Raw genomic sequence first — 20,084 nt, forward strand, 5'->3', positions numbered from 1 at the left:
GTTTAGAACGTCGTGAGACAGTTCGGTCCCTATCTACCGTGGGCGTTGGAAATTTGAGAGGATCTGCTCCTAGTACGAGAGGACCAGAGTGGACGAACCTCTGGTGTACCGGTTGTGACGCCAGTCGCATCGCCGGGTAGCTATGTTCGGAAGGGATAACCGCTGAAAGCATCTAAGCGGGAAGCCTACCTCAAGATAAGATTTCCCTAGGACTTTATGTCCTCTAAAGAGCCGTTGAAGACTACGACGTTGATAGGTTGGATGTGGAAGCATAGTGATATGTGAAGCTGACCAATACTAATTGCTCGTGAGGCTTGACTATACAACACCCAAACAGTTGGTGTTGTGGTTCAAATCACTGCAAACAACTTGATTTAGTTATAAAGCTAAGTACAATGTGCAAATTAAATTAACTCAGATGTTCTGTTAATAACTCATTTGATGAAAGTTAGGCATACACAATGTGTAAATAAGACCCAACGAATAGTCATAAACAGTTGTGCTGGCGACAATAGCAAGAGTGAACCACCTGATCCCTTCCCGAACTCAGAAGTGAAACCTCTTAGCGCTGATGGTAGTGTGGAGTTATCCATGTGAGAGTAAGTCATCGCCAGCTCATTAATTCAAAATCCCCCTCCGCTAATCGCTGAGGGGGATTTTTTATGCGTGGGAGATAAAAAGGATAATAATGAAAGATGAGGGTAGGAATCTTACGTAATTTGGCGTTTATCTTAATTAAATAAAATGCTCTAAATAGTCATAATTATTATTTAAATTAAAATCTATATTTTTTATTCATATTTTTAATTAATTTTTACTATCAGCTAAATACTATATTTATATCTAATTTAAGTTAGGCTTTTATTGTTGTTTTTTATTTTATTTTCTAAAAGAAAATCGAGTATTAATAGTTGGTTTTATTTATTTTTAATGCGAATTAAATCAATTATTTAGACTAATGTTGAATTTTTATATCATTATAAGTTGTGTGAATATAACACCAAATTACTTTGATGAATGACTTCTGTTTGGGCTGAATTAGCACATTATAAAAACTGAAGGGCGCTAGTTAAAGTGCAATAAAACAATAGCTCATAGGAGGTGAATAATGTCAGCTAAAGCAGTTAATGTGAATGATATTATTGATCGTGCAAAATTTTCGGGTTTCCATTTTCAAGTTGTTGCTTGGTGTTTGCTAATTATTTTATTTGATGGTTATGACTTGGCAATTAATGGTGTGGTATTGCCATTATTAATGGAAGACTGGGGCTTAAGTGCTGTACAGGCGGGTATGCTTGCAAGTACCGCTTTAGCAGGCATGATGTTTGGTGCAATGATATTCGGCTCTTTGGCGGATAAAATTGGCCGTAAAAAAGTCATTATGATCTGTATTGTGCTTTTTAGCGGGCTTACCTGTGCAGGTGGTTTTGCATCAAACCCAACAGAATTTGCGGTTTTACGTTTCCTTGCGGGACTTGGAATTGGTGGGGTAATGCCAAACCTTGTTGCGCTGACATCTGAGTATGCACCACAAAAAATGCGTAGTACCTTAGTAACCACAATGTTTAGTGGTTATGCTGTGGGTGGTGTAATGGCTGCATTGTTAGGTGCGTGGTTTACTCCAAGTTTTGGTTGGCAAATTATGTTCTTTATTGCAGGTATTCCTTTGTTGTTGTTACCTGTTATTTGGAAGTTTTTGCCCGAGTCTTTGACTTTTATTGTGCAACAAAACCGTCAGGCGGAAGCACGTAAAATTGTTCGTCGTTTAGCACCAACGGTGACAGTAAAAGAAGATACAACTTTTGAGTTGCATCAGGTTGATGTGCCAGAATCTGCAAATGTTGTGAGCTTATTTAAACGTGGTCGTGCGGTAAATACCTTGTTGTTTTGGGTGGCGTTCTTCACCTGCTTACTGACTATGTATGCTTTAAGCAGTTGGTTGCCGAAGTTAATGATGGCAGCAGGCTACTCAATGGACAATAGCTTGATGTTTATGATGGTGATGAATATTGGTGCTGTGATTGGTATTGTGGGGGGAGGAGTTTTAGCCGATCGCTTCCATTTGAAACCTGTGCTGATGTGCTTGGGCATGATGGGTGCTGTTGTAATGAGCTTGATGGGCTTTCAATCGAATCAATTCCTTTTATATATTTTAGTATTCTTGGCGGGTGCTGCATCGATCGGTTCGCAAATGCTTCTTTATAGCTATGTCGCCCAGTATTATCCGCTTGCTGTTCGTTCAACTGGGATTGGTTGGTCGTCTGCGATTGGTCGTATGGGTGCAATCATTGGACCAATTTTAATTGGTAGTTTGTTGGGAATGAATTTGCCTGCACACTTTAACTTTATTGCAGTGGGTTTACCTGTGTTGATTACTGCTATTGCGGTTGCACTGATTATGCATGAGGATGAATCTGAAAAGCTTAAGTCTGGTTCGCCAGCGGCGGCCAAGGCTTAAGGCAGAAATTGATAAAAGAAGCCTCCAGTTATTGGGGGCTTTTTTGCATTATTGCTGATCGCATGCGGGCAAAAGGCAATGCCAGGAATTCAGTTCTGTTAAAATTTGATCGAGAATGCATTACCATTGTATTAATGGAAAAATTTAATTTTTCTGGATTTTCGAGGTGAAAAATTTTAGCTGTGCTGGCACTGGCGGGGTGGCTCATCTGCAAGTAAATCATCATCAGCCTATTATTCCTAAATACCCTGATCTAAATGGTCAGGATGCTTTTTATATGCGGATTAAATTTTAAAAAGTATTGAAACTCAATCAAAAACTAATGAATTCAGGATCTGGATTAAATGAAGAATATAAGCATCTTAGTATTTTTAAATTTTCTTTGTTTCTCAAGTTCGGCATTTTGTTCCGTAGAGGACGGTTTAACAGCGTATTCTAAGAAAAATTATACATTGGCTGTTAAAGAGTTTGAAAAATCCTCAGATAGAGGAGATGTTCAAGCAATCCATTATTTAGCAAGCATGTACTATCAAGGATATGGCGTTAAAAAGAATTTAGCCAAATCTGCCGCGTTATTTACACAGTCTGCAAATCAAAATTATGCGCCTTCTCTTTCGAATTTAGCTGTTATGTATTCAAAAGGGGAAGGTGTTAAAAAGGATATGGAAAAATCTTGGGAATATCAGATTAAAGCTGCTCAAGTAGGCGATGCGCAGTCTCAATTTAATTTAGGGCAAATGTATAGAAAAGGGGAATATGTTCAACAAAGTTTTCCTAAAGCGCTCTTATGGTATTTGAAATCAGCTGAACAATTTCATACTCCTGCTTATAATGAGATTGGACTTCTATATGCGCAAGGCCTAGGTATAAAAAAAGATTTTATTATTGGGTATGCATGGATTTATTTAGCTGCAGAAAGTGGCAATTCTGAGGCAAAGCTGAATCTGAAAAATTTTGATCAGATATTAGATTCAGCGCAAAAGCAGCAAGGCCAAACAATTGCTAAGTCTATTCTTCTGCAATATAAGGAAAGCGAAAAGTAGATGGCTTTAATTCAATATGCGTGTCAGAAAGTCATCATTGTGTATTTTTGATTTTTCATCTTAATTTATTATGAGATATTTGCTATGAAACTCAACTCATTCTCCCCAATTCCTGAAAACGATGATGAACTGCATTTACCTGAACTGGTGTATTGGGCTTCTTTAGGTGAACTCGCTGAAGTAGAAAAAAGTCTCGCCAATGGTGTAGATGTGAACTCGACCGATGATGAAGGCTATAGCGCACTTCAAGCAGCGGCTGAAAATGGCTATCTAGAAGTCGTGAAACTATTGGTTGAAAAAGGTGCGAATGTCTACTACAAAGGTGAATACACTGCGCTTCAACTGGCTGAAATGGCAGAACAAGTAGAAATTATTGAATACTTAAAAAGCCTGTAACTTTTAAAGATAAATAAAAGAGCCTGCTCAATATCAGGCTCTTTTGTTTTTATGGAGTCTTAAACGGACGAATTGGATTCAAGTTCTTTCAATATCACTTGATTAAAAGTGGGAAGATCTTCTGGATTACGTGAACTGATGAGTGTCCAACCACCTGCATTACATGTGTGAACGGCTTCATCGACCCATATAGCACCTGCATTTTCCAGATCGAGTCGTATACTTTGATGCGAAGTCAGATGTTTAGCTTGAATCCGTTCAGCATTAATCAAAACCCAAGGCGCATAACAAATCACAGCTATCGGTTTGGCTTGTTTGCTAAAACTCTGGATAATTTCGAGCGCTTTGGGATGTTGGCGTAATAGATCAGTATTAACTGCACCGCCGGGGATAATCAGCAAGTCGTAGTCGTCATAATGAACATGATCCAAATCGACGTCTGGAGGATAGCTTGCTGCCGAGTCTGAGTCCATTTTGACAGTTCGAACATCGCTAGCCTCTATGGCAGCATGAATGCATTCTATGCCTTTGGACTGTAGAAAATGGAGAGGATGAATTAGCTCATCATGCTCTACGCCTACATTTGAGGTTATGAACAATACTTTTTGAGTCATATAAACCCCCTAAAAAATGTCTATGCTTTAGCCTAACAAAGCAGCATGATTCAGATGTTTTGATTTAACGGACTCTTGTAAGTAAGTGAAAGCAGCCGATGTAGTGTTTCGTGTAATTCTGGACTGTGTGAAGGTATTAATGATCCTTTTCAATAATTGATATGCATTAAGACATCCATAAAGTCTAAAACTAGACAGAAAATGAAAAACAATCGGCTCAAAAAATGTAGGTTTTTTGAATTTTCTATGCTATAAAAAATAAAACGGCACAAAAATTGCTTATAAAGCGTGCTTTAAAAATAGTTGTATTGATGAGTAGGGTTTTATGAAGTTATCGGTTGGATTGAAAGTTTCGAACTCTTTGTCGCTAACCCCCCAATTACAACAAGCTATTCGATTGCTTCAATTGTCGAGCCTTGAACTTGAACAGGAAATTCAGATTCAACTCGACAGCAACCCGCTCCTAGAAAAAGTAGAAGAACAGTCATCTATCGAAAGCTTATCCAGTGTGCAAGAGCAAGAACAGGATAAGAAAGATTTGACCAACGAACTCAACGCCGACCATTTACCCGATGATTTACCCGTCGATACCGACTGGGATGATGTCTATACGCATCAACCAACCAGTTTGGGCGCGGCAGAATTTGAAGAGCGAGAAGATAATCGCCAAGGTCATTTGGGCTTAAAAGAGCATATGTTGGAGCAAATCAATCTGTTGCATTTTTCGCAAGTAGATATGTTGATTGCTTATTGCATTATTGACTCGTTGGACGATAAAGGTTTTTTAGACAGTGATATTTCAGAAATAACCACTTCAGTTCAACATCTTTTAACCAGCATGGACTATGACGACGAAGTCGAAGATGACGAAGTGGTTGTGGTGCTCAAGCATATTCAGCGTTTAGACCCACTTGGCGTTGGGGCGCGGAATCTTGCAGAGTGCTTAATGGTACAGTTGGAAGCCTTGCCGATGCAGACCGCGTGTCGAAATGATGCCATGAATCTGCTGAAAAACTATGAACTATTGATCAGCAATGAACTAGCGAAACTGATTAAACAAACGGGTTTAAATCAAGAGCAGCTCAAGTGCGCGGTTGATTTATTGAAAACCCTAAAAGCGTATCCAGGGCTTGAGTTTGAAGATAAAGACTCAGACTATCAAATTCCTGATGTCGTAGTAATGAAGAAAAGCGAACAATGGCAAGTGGCTTTAAATCCTGATGTGATGCCAAAACTTCGTGTGAACTCGTTTTATGCCAATATGATTAAGCGTGCTGATCAAAGTGAAGATAATCAGTACTTACGTAATCAAATGTTGGATGCGAAGAACTTTATTAAAAGTGTCGATGAACGCCATAAAACTTTACTGAAAGTGGCGACGTGTATCATTGAACATCAACGCGCATTTTTAGAAATTGGTGCTGAAGGGATGAAACCGTTGGTACTTCGAGATATTGCAGAAGAAGTTGAATTGCATGAGTCGACCGTCTCTCGGGTGACCACGAACAAATATATGCTGACGCCGCGCGGCTTGTTCGAGTTGAAATATTTCTTTTCAAGCCATGTGGGCACAACTTCAGGCGGTGAAGCATCTTCAACTGCAATTCGTGCCAAGATTAAAAAATTGATTGCTGAAGAGAATGCACGTAAACCGTTGTCTGATAACGCAATTGCTAATCTTTTAAAAGACGATGGGATTGATGTAGCGCGTCGGACAGTGGCGAAGTATCGTGAATCGTTACATATTCCGTCATCTTCTGAACGAAAAGTCTTGATCTAAAATTTAAAATCTGAGTATTCTAGACGTTCATTATGACAACATAATGAACCTTTTTTTTCTTTAAGGAATGGCTAAAATGATTTGATGCTTCTATGCGCGCTGGTTATTTTGTAGTCATTAAATCGTCTTGGCTTTTCCTCATTAATCCTAATGAAGGTGAGGGATAGATATATGCAAATAACAATTCGTGGACATCATTTGAGTATTACCCCAGCTATTGAAGATACCATTCGCTGCAAATTTGCAGAAATGACCAAGCATATTGATCAGGTGAACAGTATGCAGGTGAAGTTAACCAAAGATCATCAGGTCGATAAACATACTAAAAAAGGCAGTAGCAATCATATTGCAGAAGCAATTATCCGTTTACCGGGCATTGAATTTTTTGCTCAGGCTTCAGCAGATGATATGTATACGTCGATTAAAAAATTATCAGAAAAACTAAAAAGACAGCTCGATAAGCACCGTAAAATGCAGCAGGTTTACCAACCGATCGCCATTTAGTTTGATTTTTATGCAAAAAGAGGTTTTTTAAAACCTCTTTTTTTATATATAAAGTGTGCGGGTTTATGATTTATTTTTCAGATTTATAGTAAAATGGCAGGTTTTTACACCGTTGGTCCTATAAGAGGTCTTTGTGATGAATAGTGAACAGCTCACTGAAATTTTAAAAGCTGCTTTTCCTGAAGCTGAAGTTGCAGTTAGTGGGCAAGGCGGAAAGTTTGACTTACGTATTGTCGACGACCAATTCGAAGGCAAACGTCCTGTTGCACGTCAGCAAGCTGTTTATGCACCATTAAATTCTTATATCGCAAGTGGCGAAGTGCATGCGGTGACTATTCGTGCAATGACTAAAGAAGAATGGCGTAAAGCAAGCTTATTCGGAGCTTAAAATTAGATGGATAAATTTTTAATTCAAGGTGGCACTAAGCTCGAAGGCGAAGTTCGTATTTCGGGTGCTAAAAATGCTGCCTTGCCGTTGCTTGCAGCAATGATTTTGCCTGAAACCCCAACCAAGCTCACCAACGTGCCGCATTTAAAAGATGTAAATACCTTGGTGCAGTTGATTGGTGGTCTAGGCATTACCATGACCTATGAAGGTGACACGGTTACTGCGGATACCTCAACACTGGACAATCAGTTTGCACCGTATGAGCTGGTGAAAACTATGCGTGCATCTATTTTAGTGCTGGGCCCATTGGTGGCGCGCTATGGTAGTGCAAAAGTGTCTTTGCCAGGTGGATGTGCGATTGGTTCGCGTCCAGTCGATCAACACTTAAAAGCTTTAGAAGCTTTAGGTGCAGTGATTGAAGTTGAAGCGGGTTATGTACATGCTAAAGTTGATGGCCGTCTGAAAGGTGGCGAAGTCATTTTTGATATGGTGACCGTGGGTGGTACCGAAAATATCTTAATGGCTGCGGCGTTAGCAGAAGGTGTGACTACGATTCGTAATGCGGCACGTGAACCTGAAATTACGGACCTTGCGAAAATGTTGATCGCGATGGGTGCAAAAATTGAAGGATTAGACACAGATACCTTAGTGGTAACAGGTGTTGAAAAACTACATGGCTGTGAATACGCTGTAGTTGCTGACCGTATTGAAACTGGTTCGTATTTGGCTGCTGCGGCCATTACTGGTGGTCGTGTAAAAACTACACATACTGATCCAACTTTGATGGAATCGGTTTTGGAAAAGTTTGAAGAAATGGGCGCGGAAGTGACCCGTGGTGATGATTGGATTGAACTGGATATGATGGGTAAACGCCCGAAAGCAGTGAGTTTCCAAACGCTTCCACATCCAGACTTCCCAACCGATATGCAAGCACAGATTATGGCGGTCAATGCTATTGGCCGTGGTTTTGCTACTATTTCTGAAACGATTTTTGAAAACCGTTTTATGCATGTGCCTGAATTGTCACGTATGGGTGCCAATATTCAGGTCGAAGGTAATGATGCTGTCGTGACGGGTGTAGAGAAACTTTCTGCAGCACCTGTGATGGCAACAGATTTACGCGCTTCTTTCTCGCTGGTGCTAGCTGCACTTGCTGCGGATGGTGAGACGCTGATTGATCGTATCTATCATATTGACCGCGGTTATGAAGATATTGAAGCGAAATTACAAGGTATAGGCGCCCAAATTAAGCGAGTAAGTTCATGAGCGATATGAGAAACGATGATCCAAATTTTGACGTAATGGGCAATTTTGATCATGGTTTAACATTGGCATTGAGTAAAGGTCGTATTTTAAAAGAAACGCTGCCTTTACTTGAAACGGCTGGAATTAACTTACTGGAAGATCCTGATAAATCACGTAAGTTAATTTTCCCAACCACCCATAAACAAGTCCGTATTTTAATTTTACGTGCTTCTGACGTACCCACCTATGTGGAAAATGGTGCGGCTGATATTGGTGTTGCGGGTAAAGACGTGCTTATGGAACATGGCGCGCAAAACGTTTATGAACCGCTCGATTTAAAAATCGCAGTATGTAAACTGATGACCGCGGGCAAAGTTGGCATGGAGCGTCCCAAAGGGCGTTTAAAAATTGCCACTAAATACGTAAACTTAACCCGTCAGTACTATGCAAGCTTAGGTGAGCAAGTCGATGTGATTAAGTTGTACGGTTCAATGGAACTTGCACCGTTGGTGGGTTTGGGCGATTACATTGTTGACGTGGTTGATACTGGGAATACTTTACGTGCCAATGGTTTAGAACCTCTGGAAGAAATTTGTAAAGTGTCTTCACGTTTGATCGTGAACAAGGCAAGTTTCAAACGTAAGCAAGCATTGTTAAACCCAATTCTTGCACAGTTAGAAGCAGCAGTCGCTGAACGTGAAGCGTTAAAAAACAAATAAGTTGATCTTTTTTGTTTAAAGAAACCGCTATCGATGATGGCGGTTTTTTTGTACCTGCTCATTTTTAATATTTTTATTGGATTGAAATACAATAGGACTGAATTTGAGCCAGTTGATTCAAATTGTTAAAAGTATAGACATCACAAGCAGAAATTCGGGATGTCTGCTTGGCGTCATGAAATTGTGCTTCCCCCTGAACAATCACATGATGACCCGTTTGATGAATTGCTTGAATATGGAACTCATGCGCGACCGTCGTAAAATAATGTTCGATAGACTGGCAATGCTTGAGTACTTGATCAAAACCTGAAAGCCGTTGTTCACCCACAATTTCCCATGTAATGGTTTCTGAAAAATGCTGTTGGATTCGGCTAAATTGTCCCGTTGAAAAGTATGTGGCTATGTCCGTGAGGGTCATCTTGTTTTGCCTGTTTTTTAGTCATGTTTAATAATTCTAGTTTAAAAATATTGAATCAGATTCATTTCCCGATGAAGTTAAAAGTAATTTTTCATGACACTCCGTGTTTAGCTGGAGGATTGTTGCCCACAAAATACAGGAAACAAGGTAAACTAAAGCTTCCCTTTATTTTCATTGTGGATAAATTGATGCGACGTTTATCGACTCAAGATCAGAACTTTAAACAAGTCTTTGCTGATTTGTTGGCTTTTGAAACCGTGAGTGACCCAGAACTTTTAAAAACCGTAGATCAAATCATCGCTGATGTTCGTCAGCATGGTAATGCTCATGTTCTTAAACTCACTCAACAGTTCGATCGACATCCCGCGCATCAATTCTCAGATTTAGAACTGACCCAAGCACAGCTAAAAACCGCTTTTGAGGGTTTGAGTAGCGAAGTCCGCGAGGCGTTAGAGCTTGCTGCAAACCGTATTCGTGAGTTTCACCAAGCACAAAAACAAGAAGGCTGGACCTATGTGGACGCCTTGGGGAATACACTTGGGCAAAAAGTAACGCCTTTAGATCGCGTGGGTATTTATGTGCCAGGTGGTCTAGCTTCCTATCCATCTTCTGTGCTGATGAACGCTGTACCTGCGCATGTGGCAGGTGTACCTGAAATTATTATGGTGGTACCTGCACCGAATGGTGAATTGAATCCTTTGGTATTAGCAGCCGCTTATTTGGCTGGTGTCAGCCGTGTCTTTACCATTGGTGGGGCACAAGCGGTTGCGGCTTTAGCCTATGGTACAGAAACGATTCCAGCGGTGGATAAGATTACAGGGCCGGGCAACCGTTTTGTCGCGGCTGCGAAACGTGCAGTATTTGGTCAAGTCGGTATCGACATGATTGCAGGGCCATCTGAAATTTTAGTTTATGCTGAAGGCGTAAATAACGCACAATGGTTGGCAATGGATTTATTGTCCCAAGCTGAACACGATACTGTGGCACAAGCGGTGTTTATTACACCGGATGAACAGTTGTTAAATGATGTAGAACTGGCTATTGAAGCGCATTTGCAAGCTTTACCTAAAGCAGAGATTGCGCGTACATCGATTGCCAATCGTGGCGCATTAGTGCTTGTGAAAGACCGCGCTGAAGCCGTTGAGCTGATTAATCAAGTCGCGCCTGAGCATTTAGAACTGTGCCTAGATGAAGCACAGGAAATGGCTGAAGATATTCGCCATGCAGGCGCAATCTTCATGGGGCGTTATACCCCAGAGGCAATCGGCGACTATTGTGCAGGGCCCAACCACGTTTTGCCAACTTCAGGTACGGCACGCTTTTCCTCGCCGCTGGGTGTATATGATTTCCAAAAACGTTCAAGTTTGATTATGTGCTCTGAGCAAGGTGTGAAAACTTTGGCGAAAACCGCAGATATCTTAGCGCAACAAGAAAACTTAGATGCGCATGCGCGTTCGGCACGTTATCGTTATCAATAATATAAATTTAGATCTCTCATGTGTTCAGTAATGAATGTTCCTCTCCCTATGGGGGAGGTTAGGAGAGAGGAAAATATTTAATTCAGTTTGGGACATCATAAACCTCTCCCAAACCCTCTCCTAGAAGGAGAGGGCTTACATACAAGTAAGTTGAGTGCATAAATGAGATAGTCAATGTCAAATATCACTACAGAACAAATGCGTTTTTGGAGTCCTGAAGTACGTGAATTAGAACCGTATGTGCCAGGTGAACAACCGAAAATTCAAAATTTATTGAAGCTCAATACCAACGAAAACCCATATCCACCCTCACCAAAAGTGGTGGAGGCTGTTCAAGCAATTTTGTCAAACTCCGCAGATGTATTGCGTTTATATCCAGATCCAGATGCTTCTGCGTTAAAGCAGGCGATTGCGAAACAACAAAATGTTGCGGTGGAAAATGTCTTTGTTGGCAATGGTTCAGATGAGGTCTTAGCACATATTTTTAAAGCTTTTTTTGTGCAAGAGCTGCCTGTACTTTATCCCGATATTACCTATAGCTTCTATCCTGTTTATAGCCAATTCTTTGGGGTCAAAACCAAAATTTTGCCACTCAATGATGACTTTGAAATTGTGGTGGATGACTATAAACAAGCCAATGGCGGCATAATTATCACCAATCCAAATGCGCCAACCAGTATAGATATTGGTTTGGCAGCAATTGAGGAAGTACTTCAAGCCAATCCAAATTCAGTCGTGGTGATTGATGAAGCTTATGTGGACTTTGGTGCTGAATCGGCAGTCAGTTTGGTGGAAAAATACGAGAATTTAGTGGTGTGTCAAACCACGTCTAAGTCTCGTTCATTGGCCGGTTTACGGGTTGGTTTTGCGATTGCTCAACCGCATTTGATTGCGGCACTTGAAGCGGTGAAGAATAGTTTTAACTCTTATCCGATGGACCGTTTTGCGATAGCCGCTGCGGTCGCTTCATTTGAAGATCAAGCTTATTTCGAAGCGCAAAATCAAAAAGTGATTCAAAGCCGTGAACATTTGGTTGAACAATTGACCGCGCTGGGCTTTAACGTTTTACCATCAAGTGCCAACTTTATCTTTGCATCATTACCTAGCAAAGATGCGGCTGAATTAGCGGCTGAATTACGTGAACAAGGCATTATTGTGCGTTATTTCAATAAACCGCGTATTAACCAGTTTTTACGTATCACGGTTGGAACTGATCAACAAAATCAACGCTTAGTCGATACATTGAAAAATGATATTTTAAAATAAACTTTCAACAGTTTTGATCTTTGAAAAGTGAACCTTCACTGATGTGAAGGTTCACTTTTTTATTTTGGAGGCTATTCAGCGTCTGTTTGCACAAAGGTATTGAGTAAATTAAGCAGTGCTGAGACCTTGTCAAAACATTCTTGGTATTCAGCCTCACACTCTGATGCAATGGTAATTCCACCGCCAGCCCAAAGCGAAATCTCATCTTGGAATTTTTGAATAGAGCGAATCAGAATGTTCCAAGAACCCGTACCATCGAAATTAAAATAACCCATTGAGCCACAGTACGCTCCACGTGGTGCACCTTCGAGTTCTTCAATAATCTGCATCGCTCGAATTTTAGGTGCGCCTGTAATAGACCCGCCAGGTAGCGCAGAGAGCAGCACGTGAAAGGGATGGACTTCTGCCTTAAGTATTGCTTCGACTTCGCTGACCATATGATGGACTTGATTAAAGCTTTCAATATTAAACAGTTTAGGTGTTTTGACTGAGCCTGTTTCTGCATAAACACTCAAGTCATTACGCAGTAGATCAACAATCATCACATTTTCAGCTTGGTCTTTTTCCGAAGCCATCAAGCATTGTTTAGATTGTTCATCTAAGACTGGATCTGCAAAGCGCGGCATGGTGCCTTTAATCGGCTTAGTGATGATTTTACGATGGGTTTGAAAATCAATAAACAACTCGGGTGAACAGCTTAAGAGCTCAAAATCATCGATACGGAGATAGCCCGAGTAAGGTGCATCAGTCAATTGCCAAAATGCCTCGACCACACTTAGGAGTTGACCGTGTGCTTTGGCGGTAAACTCTTGTGTGAGATTGATTTGATAACAATCCCCAGCTTTGATGTATTCCTGTACTTGTTGAAAGGCTTGCTTGTATTGATTTTTAGTCCAGCGTGCTTGGCAGATTGACTCAAGTTGGAGTGAATGAGTTAAGGCCGATGGCTGTAATAAATACGATTCAATTTTGCGATAAATGCGTTCGGCTTGTGAATCACTACTGCAAAATAGCCAGCCTGCATCAGTCCATTGTAGATAACTGCTGTATAAACCTAAAAATAGGCTTGGCTGTGACTTAATTTGAACCGGAACGTGTTGCTGGGCGGCATAATCATAACTGACGAATCCAATGAGTCCGCCACTAAAAGATGCTTCTTTTTGTTCTGAGCTTGGCTGAATATTACTGGAAATGTCTATTTCTTCGTCATCACGGATATAACAAAAATCCTGTGTGCGTTGAAAGAAAAAGTGCTGGTTTTTTTGAAAAACTTGGTAACGTTCAGGTAAAAAAGCAATGACGGGTGCATCGGCATTTTGTAAATAGACTAACTGTGTGAGCTCATTCAACGCCTGTAGTATATGAGATACAGAGAAGGTTGAATCACAAATTATCTTTTTAAATGATTGGCTTAGAGTCATGCTAACGCAAATAGGATCAAAAAATTCAGGCTATTTTACCGCATTGTGCGTGTACGCATAGAGGAAATACCGTTTATCGGTAAGCTATGGATTGCGACCAACAGCAGTTGATCAAAAAATCACTCAGATATAACGTAGTTCAGGCAATAAAGTCACTCAAGGATAGGTGTTAATACTGCGACAAAATAAAAAAACAGTAACTAACACCGAGTGATCGATATCACAAAAATAAAGCTCTTAGGAGAGGAACACGATGAAAATTATTACTAAACTTGCTTTAGTTTCTTCAATGGCAATCAGTGCAAATGCAATGGCAATGCAAGCAATGGATGATGCTTCGCTCAGTGCCGCTACAGGTCAAGATGGTATAAATATCGGTATCGGTATTTCTAAAATCGAAATTGGTAAAGTCTTTGTTCATGATAATGATGGTTTAGCTGTTGCAAATGGCGGTACTGCCACGGCTGGTGCTATCGTTATTCAAGGTAATGGGAAAGATAATGCTGATGGTACAGCGCATGTAAATAAAGTTAACGGTATTGTCATTGGTGCAAACTATGATAATGCTGGGGCATATTTACTTCCTTCTCGTAACTTAGCTGACTTGAAAATTGACACAGATGCAAACGGTGGTAATGCATTTATTAACATTGCAGCTCAAGTTTCAGGTCTAGATATTAATATTGGTCAAATTGGTGTCGTGGCTTCAGCTGATATGCCTGCAACTGGTGCAACATCTATCCGCCGTGGTGGTACAGGTACGGTGAATCCGATTTTAAGTGGTTTATCACTGAAAACAGGTCCAATGTCTGCAAACATCCAACTAGGTGCTGCACCGCAAGGCGCAATGATCCAATTAAGCGCGACTATGGTTGGTGGTTTAGAAATTAAAGATCTCGGTATCTTAGATAACTCAACTAAAACAGCAACACGTGCAGCAGGCGAAATCTTTGTTGAAAGCATTAAAGTTGCAGATGCAAATTCTCTAGATTTAACACTGAATCAAAAAATTAGTGTGATTGGTGAAGAGGGTGCGAATAAGGGCTATATTCGTATGATTAGCACAAGTGGCGCGCACGATACTTATGTTAAAGGTGTACATTTGGGTAGCCGTAATGCTGCATCCATTGGTGATGTAGAGGTTCAAGGTATGCAAACTTACTTTAGCCCAGCTGCTGGTGTATACATGCCAGGTGCTGTGATTACCATTTCTGGTCACTAAAATTAGAGTTTAAGAAAGCGCGTGAATTCACGCGCTTTTTTTCTAAAATATATTCATAAAAAATGCAAAAAAGACTATTTTTTTTAGATAAAACACAGTATCTTCTTGAATGTATGGATATAGAGTATTAACTCTAAAAACAAAAAATGGGCGGGATGCCTATATTATTAAAAAAAGTAAAAAGCTATGTTAGAGATCGCATTGGGCTCAGCAATGATGTATTACTTTGCCACCGAAGCCTTTGATATTAAGAAAAAACCAGCGGAAGCGGTTTACTATACTGAAGTTTTAGACTCTCGAAATGCATCTTTTACCAGAATGCATCATGAACCTGTCCTAATTAACCCTGCTGTAGAAGACCAATTTCGAGGCATTGTCCGTCAAGCTTATGACTATAGTTGTGGTTCAGCAGCACTGACCACCTTAATCAATGGCTATGTCGGTGCTCAACTTACAGAACAACAAACCATGGATGGCTTGCTTCGCTATGGCGAATATGAGCGAATTATTGAGCGTCGTAGTTTTTCTTTATTGGACATGAAACGCTTTGTGACTGCACTTGGTTTAGAAAGTGGAGGCTACAAGGGCGAATTTGAAGATTTGGTTAAGCAAGGTCAACCTGCCATTGTTCCAATCTCCTATGCTGGTTTTAAACATTTTGTGGTGTATAAGGGCTATAAAGATGGACGGGTCTATGTTGCCGATCCTGCCTTAGGAAATATTAGTTTTGATGAACAACGTTTCAAGGATGTTTGGGAAAATAACACGTTGTTTTTAATTAATGTTCCGACTGAAATGCGTAAAAATATGTTGGCTTTACAGGAAGCCGATCTGCGACATGTAGATGATGCTACGGTCAATCGCTATGCACTCGTCGATATTCAATATCCGCAACACTATATGGAAAAAATAGCCGATCGTGCATCTACAATTCGCCTAGAGCGTAATAAAAATAAAGAGTCGGAATATTATGGACAGCCGACATACAATTTTCTCAGGCTTTATTATAAAAACAAATAAAGTGTGAAAAAAAAATAAAACAAGAACAATGGTGTAGGTAAGGACAATGATGAAGACATGGATGAATAAAACACTCCTCGCAGTGAGTGTGCAGATGATTCTTGGGGTGGCCTATGCTGCGGAAGAACCGAGCTTAGGAGGATATGAAACAGTCGGTGAAACTGTGACAGAACAAGCAGGATCTGATCAAATAAGTGAACCTGAGCAACCAGCAAAATCAGCATCCGTAACTACTGGAAGTGTTGAACAAGCAGCGTCTTCTGCATTGCAGCAGCAAGAGGGTGATGCAACTAAAGAGACCAACTTAGAAGAAGTTTTTACCTCAAATGAACGGCAGTATTCATTGATTAAACAAGGTGATATTTCATCTTATTACGACATTGATTATACCTACTATCGAGATACTCAACTTGATTTAGAGATGGCACAAGGTCAGCTCTATCAACTACGGGTACAAGAGAATGCTACGCACAGTCTAACCAATACCTTTACGGCACAGTATGGTTTAAGAGATAACTTAACCTTAACAGCATCATTGCCTTTGGTTGCCAAAACGGACTTATTAAAAGACACCTCTACAGCAGGTCTTGGGGACATTTCCTTTGGTGCGCGTTGGGAACCTTTTCCACTCAAAGCTGGCCGTTTGCCTTTGATTTTATTTGGTAACGTTTCCACCAAAACTGGGGATAGCCCTTATGAAATTAATGCCACTTCAGACTTAGCAACAGGCAAAGGGTATTATTCAGCAGGTATTGGGGCAAGTACGCGTAAATATATTGATCCCGTGGTGCTGTTTGCATCGGTCTCTGCAAACTATGGGTTTAAAGAATCGGGCTTAGATCAGCGCCGTGGTAGCCGTGTGATTGAAGAGTTTGAACCTGGGATTAGTGGTGGTTTTGCCTTCGGTTTTGCCTATTCCTTTAACTATGATGTCTCGATGACGATGTCATACCAACAAAGTTTCAATACTGGGGCTGAATTTACCTATAGCTCGGGGGAAAGTTACTCTCCAGCAGATCAAACCAGTTCAACTTTTGCGATTTCCTTAGGTGTACGCGTTTCACCTGAAACAATTGTGAATGGAACGGTTGGCCTTGGTTTAACAGAAGATGCACCTGATGTGTCATTAGGGTTGTCTTTCCCGTTAGATATTCTTGGTTTTGGAAAAAAGCTTAAATAATAGGGGAGTCGTATGAAAAATATCCGACTTAGCCCTTTGGTGTCTGCCATATTATTAACGGGCTATTCTAGTGTTACCTTTGCTGCGTTGGGGCAAAACTTATCAGTTGATATTCGCTCTTTGGCTATGGGCAATGCAGTCACTGCTGATCCACCTGGAATCAGTGCTATTCACTTTAACCCAGCAGCACTGACCAAAATTGAAGGCTTACAAACGGATGTGCAGGGTATTCTCGCTGATTTTAATATCGAGCGTGAGTTCTCTGTTCCCGCAGGTTATAACGTGTTTGGCTATTCAGATGACCCAATTGTTTGTAATGATGGGCCTGAAGTTGATGCCGATATCTGTACCGACTTTAAAGGGCCAGTCCGCGGTGATGTTGAATACCCGAGCTTATATGTACCTGGTTTGAAGAAAATGGTGGACTTGGGTAAAGGTATGCCTGTGGCGGCCCCGACTGCGGGTATAGCATATAATCCGCCAGGCTCTAAAATGACATTTGCAACTGCCATGTATGCGCCATTAATTGCAGGATTCGGTGCGGAAGATGGCAATCCTGGCAACTTTATGGGTCAACAAGTTGCGCTAGAACGGATCACCTATTTATCACCGTCTATGGCCTACCAAATCAATGATCAGCTTTCCATTGGTGGTTCAATTGGGATGTCTTATCAAGCTTTAGCATTAAAAAATGATTTACGTTTTCCCAATGAGTTGATTGGGATGCTGCGTATGATTGATGATGTAGTCTGTACCCCATTTAAAGAAAACTCTGATGTGATTACCGACATTCTCTTGCTGGGCATGTGTAATGCTGAAGAGGGAATGAATCCTTTCGGGCGCTTTGGTCAACTCGAACTTTCAGCAGAACAGTCTCTGAGCCCAAGCTATAACTTGGGTGTGCTGTGGGAGCCGACAGAAGATTTTAGTTTTGGTGTAGTCTACCAAAGTGCTGCCAAAATGCGGATGAAAGGTAAATATCACATAGACAATGCTAAAGCACCACAAGAACTCATTAAGGGGTTGATGTCCTCCCCAACAGGACAGATTCTGGCTGCTGTTATGGGATTTCCAAAGTCTGTGCCAGCCAGTGAGTCGGGTCTGGTATCAATGGATTTAGAATATCCAGCACATTTCCAAGCGGGGATTAAATATAAACTTTTACCCGATTTACAAGTCAATGTTGATGTGGGATGGACCGACTATAAAGCATGGGATAAATTTAAATTTGAATTTGACCGTCAAGTTTCGGCGCTCAAAATTGCAAAATTGCTTTCAGCCAATATCTCCGATAGTAGTTTGGCTTTACCTTTGGCTTTTGAGTCACCGTGGAACTACGGTATTGGGATTGAATATTCAGCAACAGATCGTTTAAAACTCCGTGCAGGCTATGAACCACGCACCAGTGCGATCCCTGATGATAAGCGGAATACCATGGTGCCGATTAACAATGCACGCTTGTTTGGTTTGGGTGTTGGTTATCGTTTTGATGCAGATACTGATTTAGATCTATCGATTGGTTTTTTGCAAAGCCGAGATAAAATTCCTGCAAATTCTAGTAGCTTAGCGAACCAAACTGGGGTAAATAATATTTTATTAAACCCGTATGCCGGTTTAAATGTAAAAACAGATACAACCATTACGATTTTAGGGTTGAACTATAGAACACGGTGGTAAGCACATTGAATACAATAAAAAGGATTTTATTGCCCTCATCACTATGCTTATTGGGTTGGATTTCGAATGCAAGTTTTGCGGGAGAGTTTTTTACGATTATTGGTCCAGATGGTAGATCGATGGTGGTACAAGGCAAAGCCAGTGAGTCCCCAGAAAAGCAAGTGAAACAGGGCCGTAAGCAGGAAGAAAAGGAAACGCGTGAAGTCTCTGAGGTCAGAGTACCAGTACTAATGCCCGCTCAGGAATTTGCACCACAGCCGATACAGCCTGTAACCGAAATGAAGGCTCATTTACCAGATACAAAGCCTGCGCCAAAAAAGAAACTTTCTGCTGAGAAGCAAGTCACTTCTTCTACAGTGATTCAGGCTGAGCGTCTATTAAGCAAAACTGAAACCAAGGTACTGGTTCAACAAAAAGTGATTGAAACCACTCAGCAGATCCCGCAAGCCCCAGTGAGTAATACTCAAACCATTAAGCCTGCATCAACGCCTCAAAGCATAACGCATACGGATTCGGTAAGTGCAGAGAAATCAACTGCATCCTCAAACATGTTTAATCAAATGGATGGAACTGATTACGTTCGCAATGAATATTTAGAAGACCGTGAATTTAACTTAGAAGGCAAACGTCGTTTTTATACCATGCCTGAAGGAGTGATTGATCATAAAACTGGAGCGACTCGTTTTCAGGTCATTGAGCGAGAAAAAGGAGTGAGTAAATCTGTCCTTAACGCTATGTTTAAACCAAAGCAAAAAGAAAACTTAGCACCGATTGCCTTAGCATCGACCTATTACCGAATGTCACAACAAGACACGATCGCTAGCTTAGGACAAACCTGTTTTAAGGATAAAAAGCTGAAAAAAGCAAAAAGCTTACAAGCCAATCACGATATTAATGTTTGGCCGAAAAAGCCGATCAAAGAAAATTTTGAATTTGAAATCATCAAAGTGGGCAGCAATATTCAAAATATTCAATTAAATTCGTATGCATCTACACAAAGTGATCCCACATTTTATTGGCCTTTTGCTGTGTTCTTAGACCAAAATGCCTGTGTGCTTGAAGGGGCAGGAGGGTTTAAAAATGATGAAAACTCACCCTCTATGTTATCGCATGAAATGATCGCAGGTATTTTACATGTACCTAAACAAAGCCATTATTTATTGTTGACACCACTCTCTTCCGCTGTAGATGTCGAACATAAAGTTCTAACCAATCATGGTCAGTTAAAATTAATCGCAATTCGCTAAAAATAAAT

Annotated in this window: 18 protein-coding genes and 2 rRNA genes; 17 read left to right on the plus strand and 3 right to left on the minus strand. The window is 40.7% G+C overall.

The window, feature by feature from the left end:
* From WH214_RS12720 to WH214_RS12740, 5 genes are all read left to right on the plus strand, one after another.
* Window positions 1-322, plus strand: a 23S ribosomal RNA gene (locus WH214_RS12720); the annotation flags it as partial.
* Window positions 323-501: 179 nt separating this feature from the next.
* Window positions 502-616: ribosomal RNA gene (gene rrf, locus WH214_RS12725) — 5S ribosomal RNA — on the plus strand.
* 492 nt (window positions 617-1,108) lie between these two features.
* Entirely contained in the window at window positions 1,109-2,458 is a 1,350-nt protein-coding gene (locus tag WH214_RS12730) for an aromatic acid/H+ symport family MFS transporter (protein ID WP_339421668.1), read from the plus strand.
* A gap of 344 nt (window positions 2,459-2,802) precedes the next feature.
* Window positions 2,803-3,501, plus strand: a complete 699-nt coding sequence (locus WH214_RS12735; protein WP_078426241.1) for a tetratricopeptide repeat protein — start codon at window positions 2,803-2,805, stop codon at window positions 3,499-3,501.
* A gap of 84 nt (window positions 3,502-3,585) precedes the next feature.
* Window positions 3,586-3,897 (plus strand): ankyrin repeat domain-containing protein, encoded by a 312-nt coding sequence (locus tag WH214_RS12740; RefSeq protein ID WP_058868985.1) that lies wholly within the window; start codon window positions 3,586-3,588, stop codon window positions 3,895-3,897.
* A 59-nt stretch (window positions 3,898-3,956) separates the two neighbouring features.
* On the opposite strand, the gene WH214_RS12745 is transcribed toward WH214_RS12740, so the two are convergent.
* The gene (locus WH214_RS12745) at window positions 3,957-4,511 is read right to left on the minus strand and encodes a DJ-1/PfpI family protein (RefSeq protein WP_335999679.1); all 555 of its coding nucleotides are present in this window, start codon (window positions 4,509-4,511) and stop codon (window positions 3,957-3,959) included.
* 325 nt (window positions 4,512-4,836) lie between these two features.
* On the opposite strand from WH214_RS12745, the gene WH214_RS12750 reads away from it, so the two are divergent.
* From WH214_RS12750 to hisG, 5 genes are all read left to right on the plus strand, one after another.
* The gene (locus tag WH214_RS12750; protein WP_339421667.1) at window positions 4,837-6,291 is read left to right on the plus strand and encodes an RNA polymerase factor sigma-54; all 1,455 of its coding nucleotides are present in this window, start codon (window positions 4,837-4,839) and stop codon (window positions 6,289-6,291) included.
* A 171-nt stretch (window positions 6,292-6,462) separates the two neighbouring features.
* On the plus strand, window positions 6,463-6,795 hold the full coding sequence (gene hpf, locus WH214_RS12755; RefSeq protein WP_004695021.1) for a ribosome hibernation-promoting factor, HPF/YfiA family: 333 nt from the start codon (window positions 6,463-6,465) through the stop codon (window positions 6,793-6,795).
* A 136-nt stretch (window positions 6,796-6,931) separates the two neighbouring features.
* Window positions 6,932-7,183, plus strand: a complete 252-nt coding sequence (gene ibaG, locus WH214_RS12760) for a BolA family iron metabolism protein IbaG (protein ID WP_004695019.1) — start codon at window positions 6,932-6,934, stop codon at window positions 7,181-7,183.
* Window positions 7,184-7,189: 6 nt separating this feature from the next.
* Window positions 7,190-8,449, plus strand: a complete 1,260-nt coding sequence (gene murA / locus WH214_RS12765; protein WP_339421666.1) for a UDP-N-acetylglucosamine 1-carboxyvinyltransferase — start codon at window positions 7,190-7,192, stop codon at window positions 8,447-8,449.
* Window positions 8,446-9,147 (plus strand): ATP phosphoribosyltransferase, encoded by a 702-nt coding sequence (gene hisG / locus WH214_RS12770; RefSeq protein WP_339421665.1) that lies wholly within the window; start codon window positions 8,446-8,448, stop codon window positions 9,145-9,147. The genes murA and hisG overlap by 4 nt, the downstream gene beginning before the upstream one ends.
* Window positions 9,148-9,220: 73 nt before the next feature.
* On the opposite strand, the gene WH214_RS12775 is transcribed toward hisG, so the two are convergent.
* Window positions 9,221-9,565, minus strand: a complete 345-nt coding sequence (locus tag WH214_RS12775) for a nuclear transport factor 2 family protein (protein ID WP_339421664.1) — start codon at window positions 9,563-9,565, stop codon at window positions 9,221-9,223.
* Between the two features lie 176 nt (window positions 9,566-9,741).
* Here WH214_RS12775 and hisD point away from each other — a divergent pair, with 176 nt between their 5' ends.
* Together hisD and hisC are read left to right on the plus strand one after the other, a co-directional pair.
* Window positions 9,742-11,043 carry a histidinol dehydrogenase gene (gene hisD, locus WH214_RS12780; protein ID WP_339421663.1) on the plus strand — a complete coding sequence of 434 codons (1,302 nt, stop codon included), beginning with the start codon at window positions 9,742-9,744 and terminating at the stop codon, window positions 11,041-11,043.
* A 174-nt stretch (window positions 11,044-11,217) separates the two neighbouring features.
* Window positions 11,218-12,309 carry a histidinol-phosphate transaminase gene (gene hisC, locus WH214_RS12785; RefSeq protein WP_339421662.1) on the plus strand — a complete coding sequence of 364 codons (1,092 nt, stop codon included), beginning with the start codon at window positions 11,218-11,220 and terminating at the stop codon, window positions 12,307-12,309.
* 71 nt (window positions 12,310-12,380) lie between these two features.
* Here the strand turns inward: hisC and WH214_RS12790 are convergent, their stop codons facing one another.
* Window positions 12,381-13,730, minus strand: coding sequence for an anthranilate synthase component I family protein (locus WH214_RS12790; RefSeq protein WP_339421661.1), 1,350 nt, complete (start codon window positions 13,728-13,730; stop codon window positions 12,381-12,383).
* A gap of 253 nt (window positions 13,731-13,983) precedes the next feature.
* Here WH214_RS12790 and filA point away from each other — a divergent pair, with 253 nt between their 5' ends.
* From filA to filE, 5 genes are all read left to right on the plus strand, one after another.
* Complete coding sequence (gene filA / locus WH214_RS12795) at window positions 13,984-14,952, plus strand: putative pilus system protein FilA (RefSeq protein ID WP_234304013.1); 969 nt, start codon at window positions 13,984-13,986, stop codon at window positions 14,950-14,952.
* 186 nt (window positions 14,953-15,138) lie between these two features.
* The gene (gene filB, locus WH214_RS12800; protein ID WP_004695004.1) at window positions 15,139-15,972 is read left to right on the plus strand and encodes a putative pilus system C39 family peptidase FilB; all 834 of its coding nucleotides are present in this window, start codon (window positions 15,139-15,141) and stop codon (window positions 15,970-15,972) included.
* A 46-nt stretch (window positions 15,973-16,018) separates the two neighbouring features.
* A complete protein-coding gene (gene filC, locus WH214_RS12805) occupies window positions 16,019-17,152 on the plus strand; it encodes a putative pilus system protein FilC (protein WP_339421660.1) in 1,134 nt (377 codons plus the stop codon).
* Window positions 17,153-17,164: 12 nt separating this feature from the next.
* Window positions 17,165-18,829, plus strand: coding sequence for a putative pilus system OmpP1/FadL family transporter FilD (filD, locus tag WH214_RS12810; protein WP_339421659.1), 1,665 nt, complete (start codon window positions 17,165-17,167; stop codon window positions 18,827-18,829).
* A 29-nt stretch (window positions 18,830-18,858) separates the two neighbouring features.
* Window positions 18,859-20,076, plus strand: a complete 1,218-nt coding sequence (gene filE / locus WH214_RS12815; RefSeq protein ID WP_339421658.1) for a putative pilus assembly protein FilE — start codon at window positions 18,859-18,861, stop codon at window positions 20,074-20,076.
* Window positions 20,077-20,084 lie beyond the last annotated feature (8 nt).

It is taken from the genome of Acinetobacter sp. MYb191 (assembly GCF_037572605.1).
Taxonomy (GTDB): Bacteria; Pseudomonadota; Gammaproteobacteria; order Pseudomonadales; family Moraxellaceae; genus Acinetobacter; species Acinetobacter johnsonii.

Coding starts and splice junctions, on each gene's coding strand:
- WH214_RS12730 (WP_339421668.1), top strand. CDS start 1,109: ATGTCAGCTAAAGCAGTTAATGTGAATGATATTATTGATCGTGCAAAA.
- WH214_RS12735 (WP_078426241.1), top strand. CDS start 2,803: ATGAAGAATATAAGCATCTTAGTATTTTTAAATTTTCTTTGTTTCTCA.
- WH214_RS12740 (WP_058868985.1), top strand. CDS start 3,586: ATGAAACTCAACTCATTCTCCCCAATTCCTGAAAACGATGATGAACTG.
- WH214_RS12745 (WP_335999679.1), bottom strand. CDS start 4,511: ATGACTCAAAAAGTATTGTTCATAACCTCAAATGTAGGCGTAGAGCAT.
- WH214_RS12750 (WP_339421667.1), top strand. CDS start 4,837: ATGAAGTTATCGGTTGGATTGAAAGTTTCGAACTCTTTGTCGCTAACC.
- hpf (WP_004695021.1), top strand. CDS start 6,463: ATGCAAATAACAATTCGTGGACATCATTTGAGTATTACCCCAGCTATT.
- ibaG (WP_004695019.1), top strand. CDS start 6,932: ATGAATAGTGAACAGCTCACTGAAATTTTAAAAGCTGCTTTTCCTGAA.
- murA (WP_339421666.1), top strand. CDS start 7,190: ATGGATAAATTTTTAATTCAAGGTGGCACTAAGCTCGAAGGCGAAGTT.
- hisG (WP_339421665.1), top strand. CDS start 8,446: ATGAGCGATATGAGAAACGATGATCCAAATTTTGACGTAATGGGCAAT.
- WH214_RS12775 (WP_339421664.1), bottom strand. CDS start 9,565: ATGACCCTCACGGACATAGCCACATACTTTTCAACGGGACAATTTAGC.
- hisC (WP_339421662.1), top strand. CDS start 11,218: ATGTCAAATATCACTACAGAACAAATGCGTTTTTGGAGTCCTGAAGTA.
- WH214_RS12790 (WP_339421661.1), bottom strand. CDS start 13,730: ATGACTCTAAGCCAATCATTTAAAAAGATAATTTGTGATTCAACCTTC.
- filA (WP_234304013.1), top strand. CDS start 13,984: ATGAAAATTATTACTAAACTTGCTTTAGTTTCTTCAATGGCAATCAGT.
- filB (WP_004695004.1), top strand. CDS start 15,139: ATGTTAGAGATCGCATTGGGCTCAGCAATGATGTATTACTTTGCCACC.
- filC (WP_339421660.1), top strand. CDS start 16,019: ATGATGAAGACATGGATGAATAAAACACTCCTCGCAGTGAGTGTGCAG.
- filD (WP_339421659.1), top strand. CDS start 17,165: ATGAAAAATATCCGACTTAGCCCTTTGGTGTCTGCCATATTATTAACG.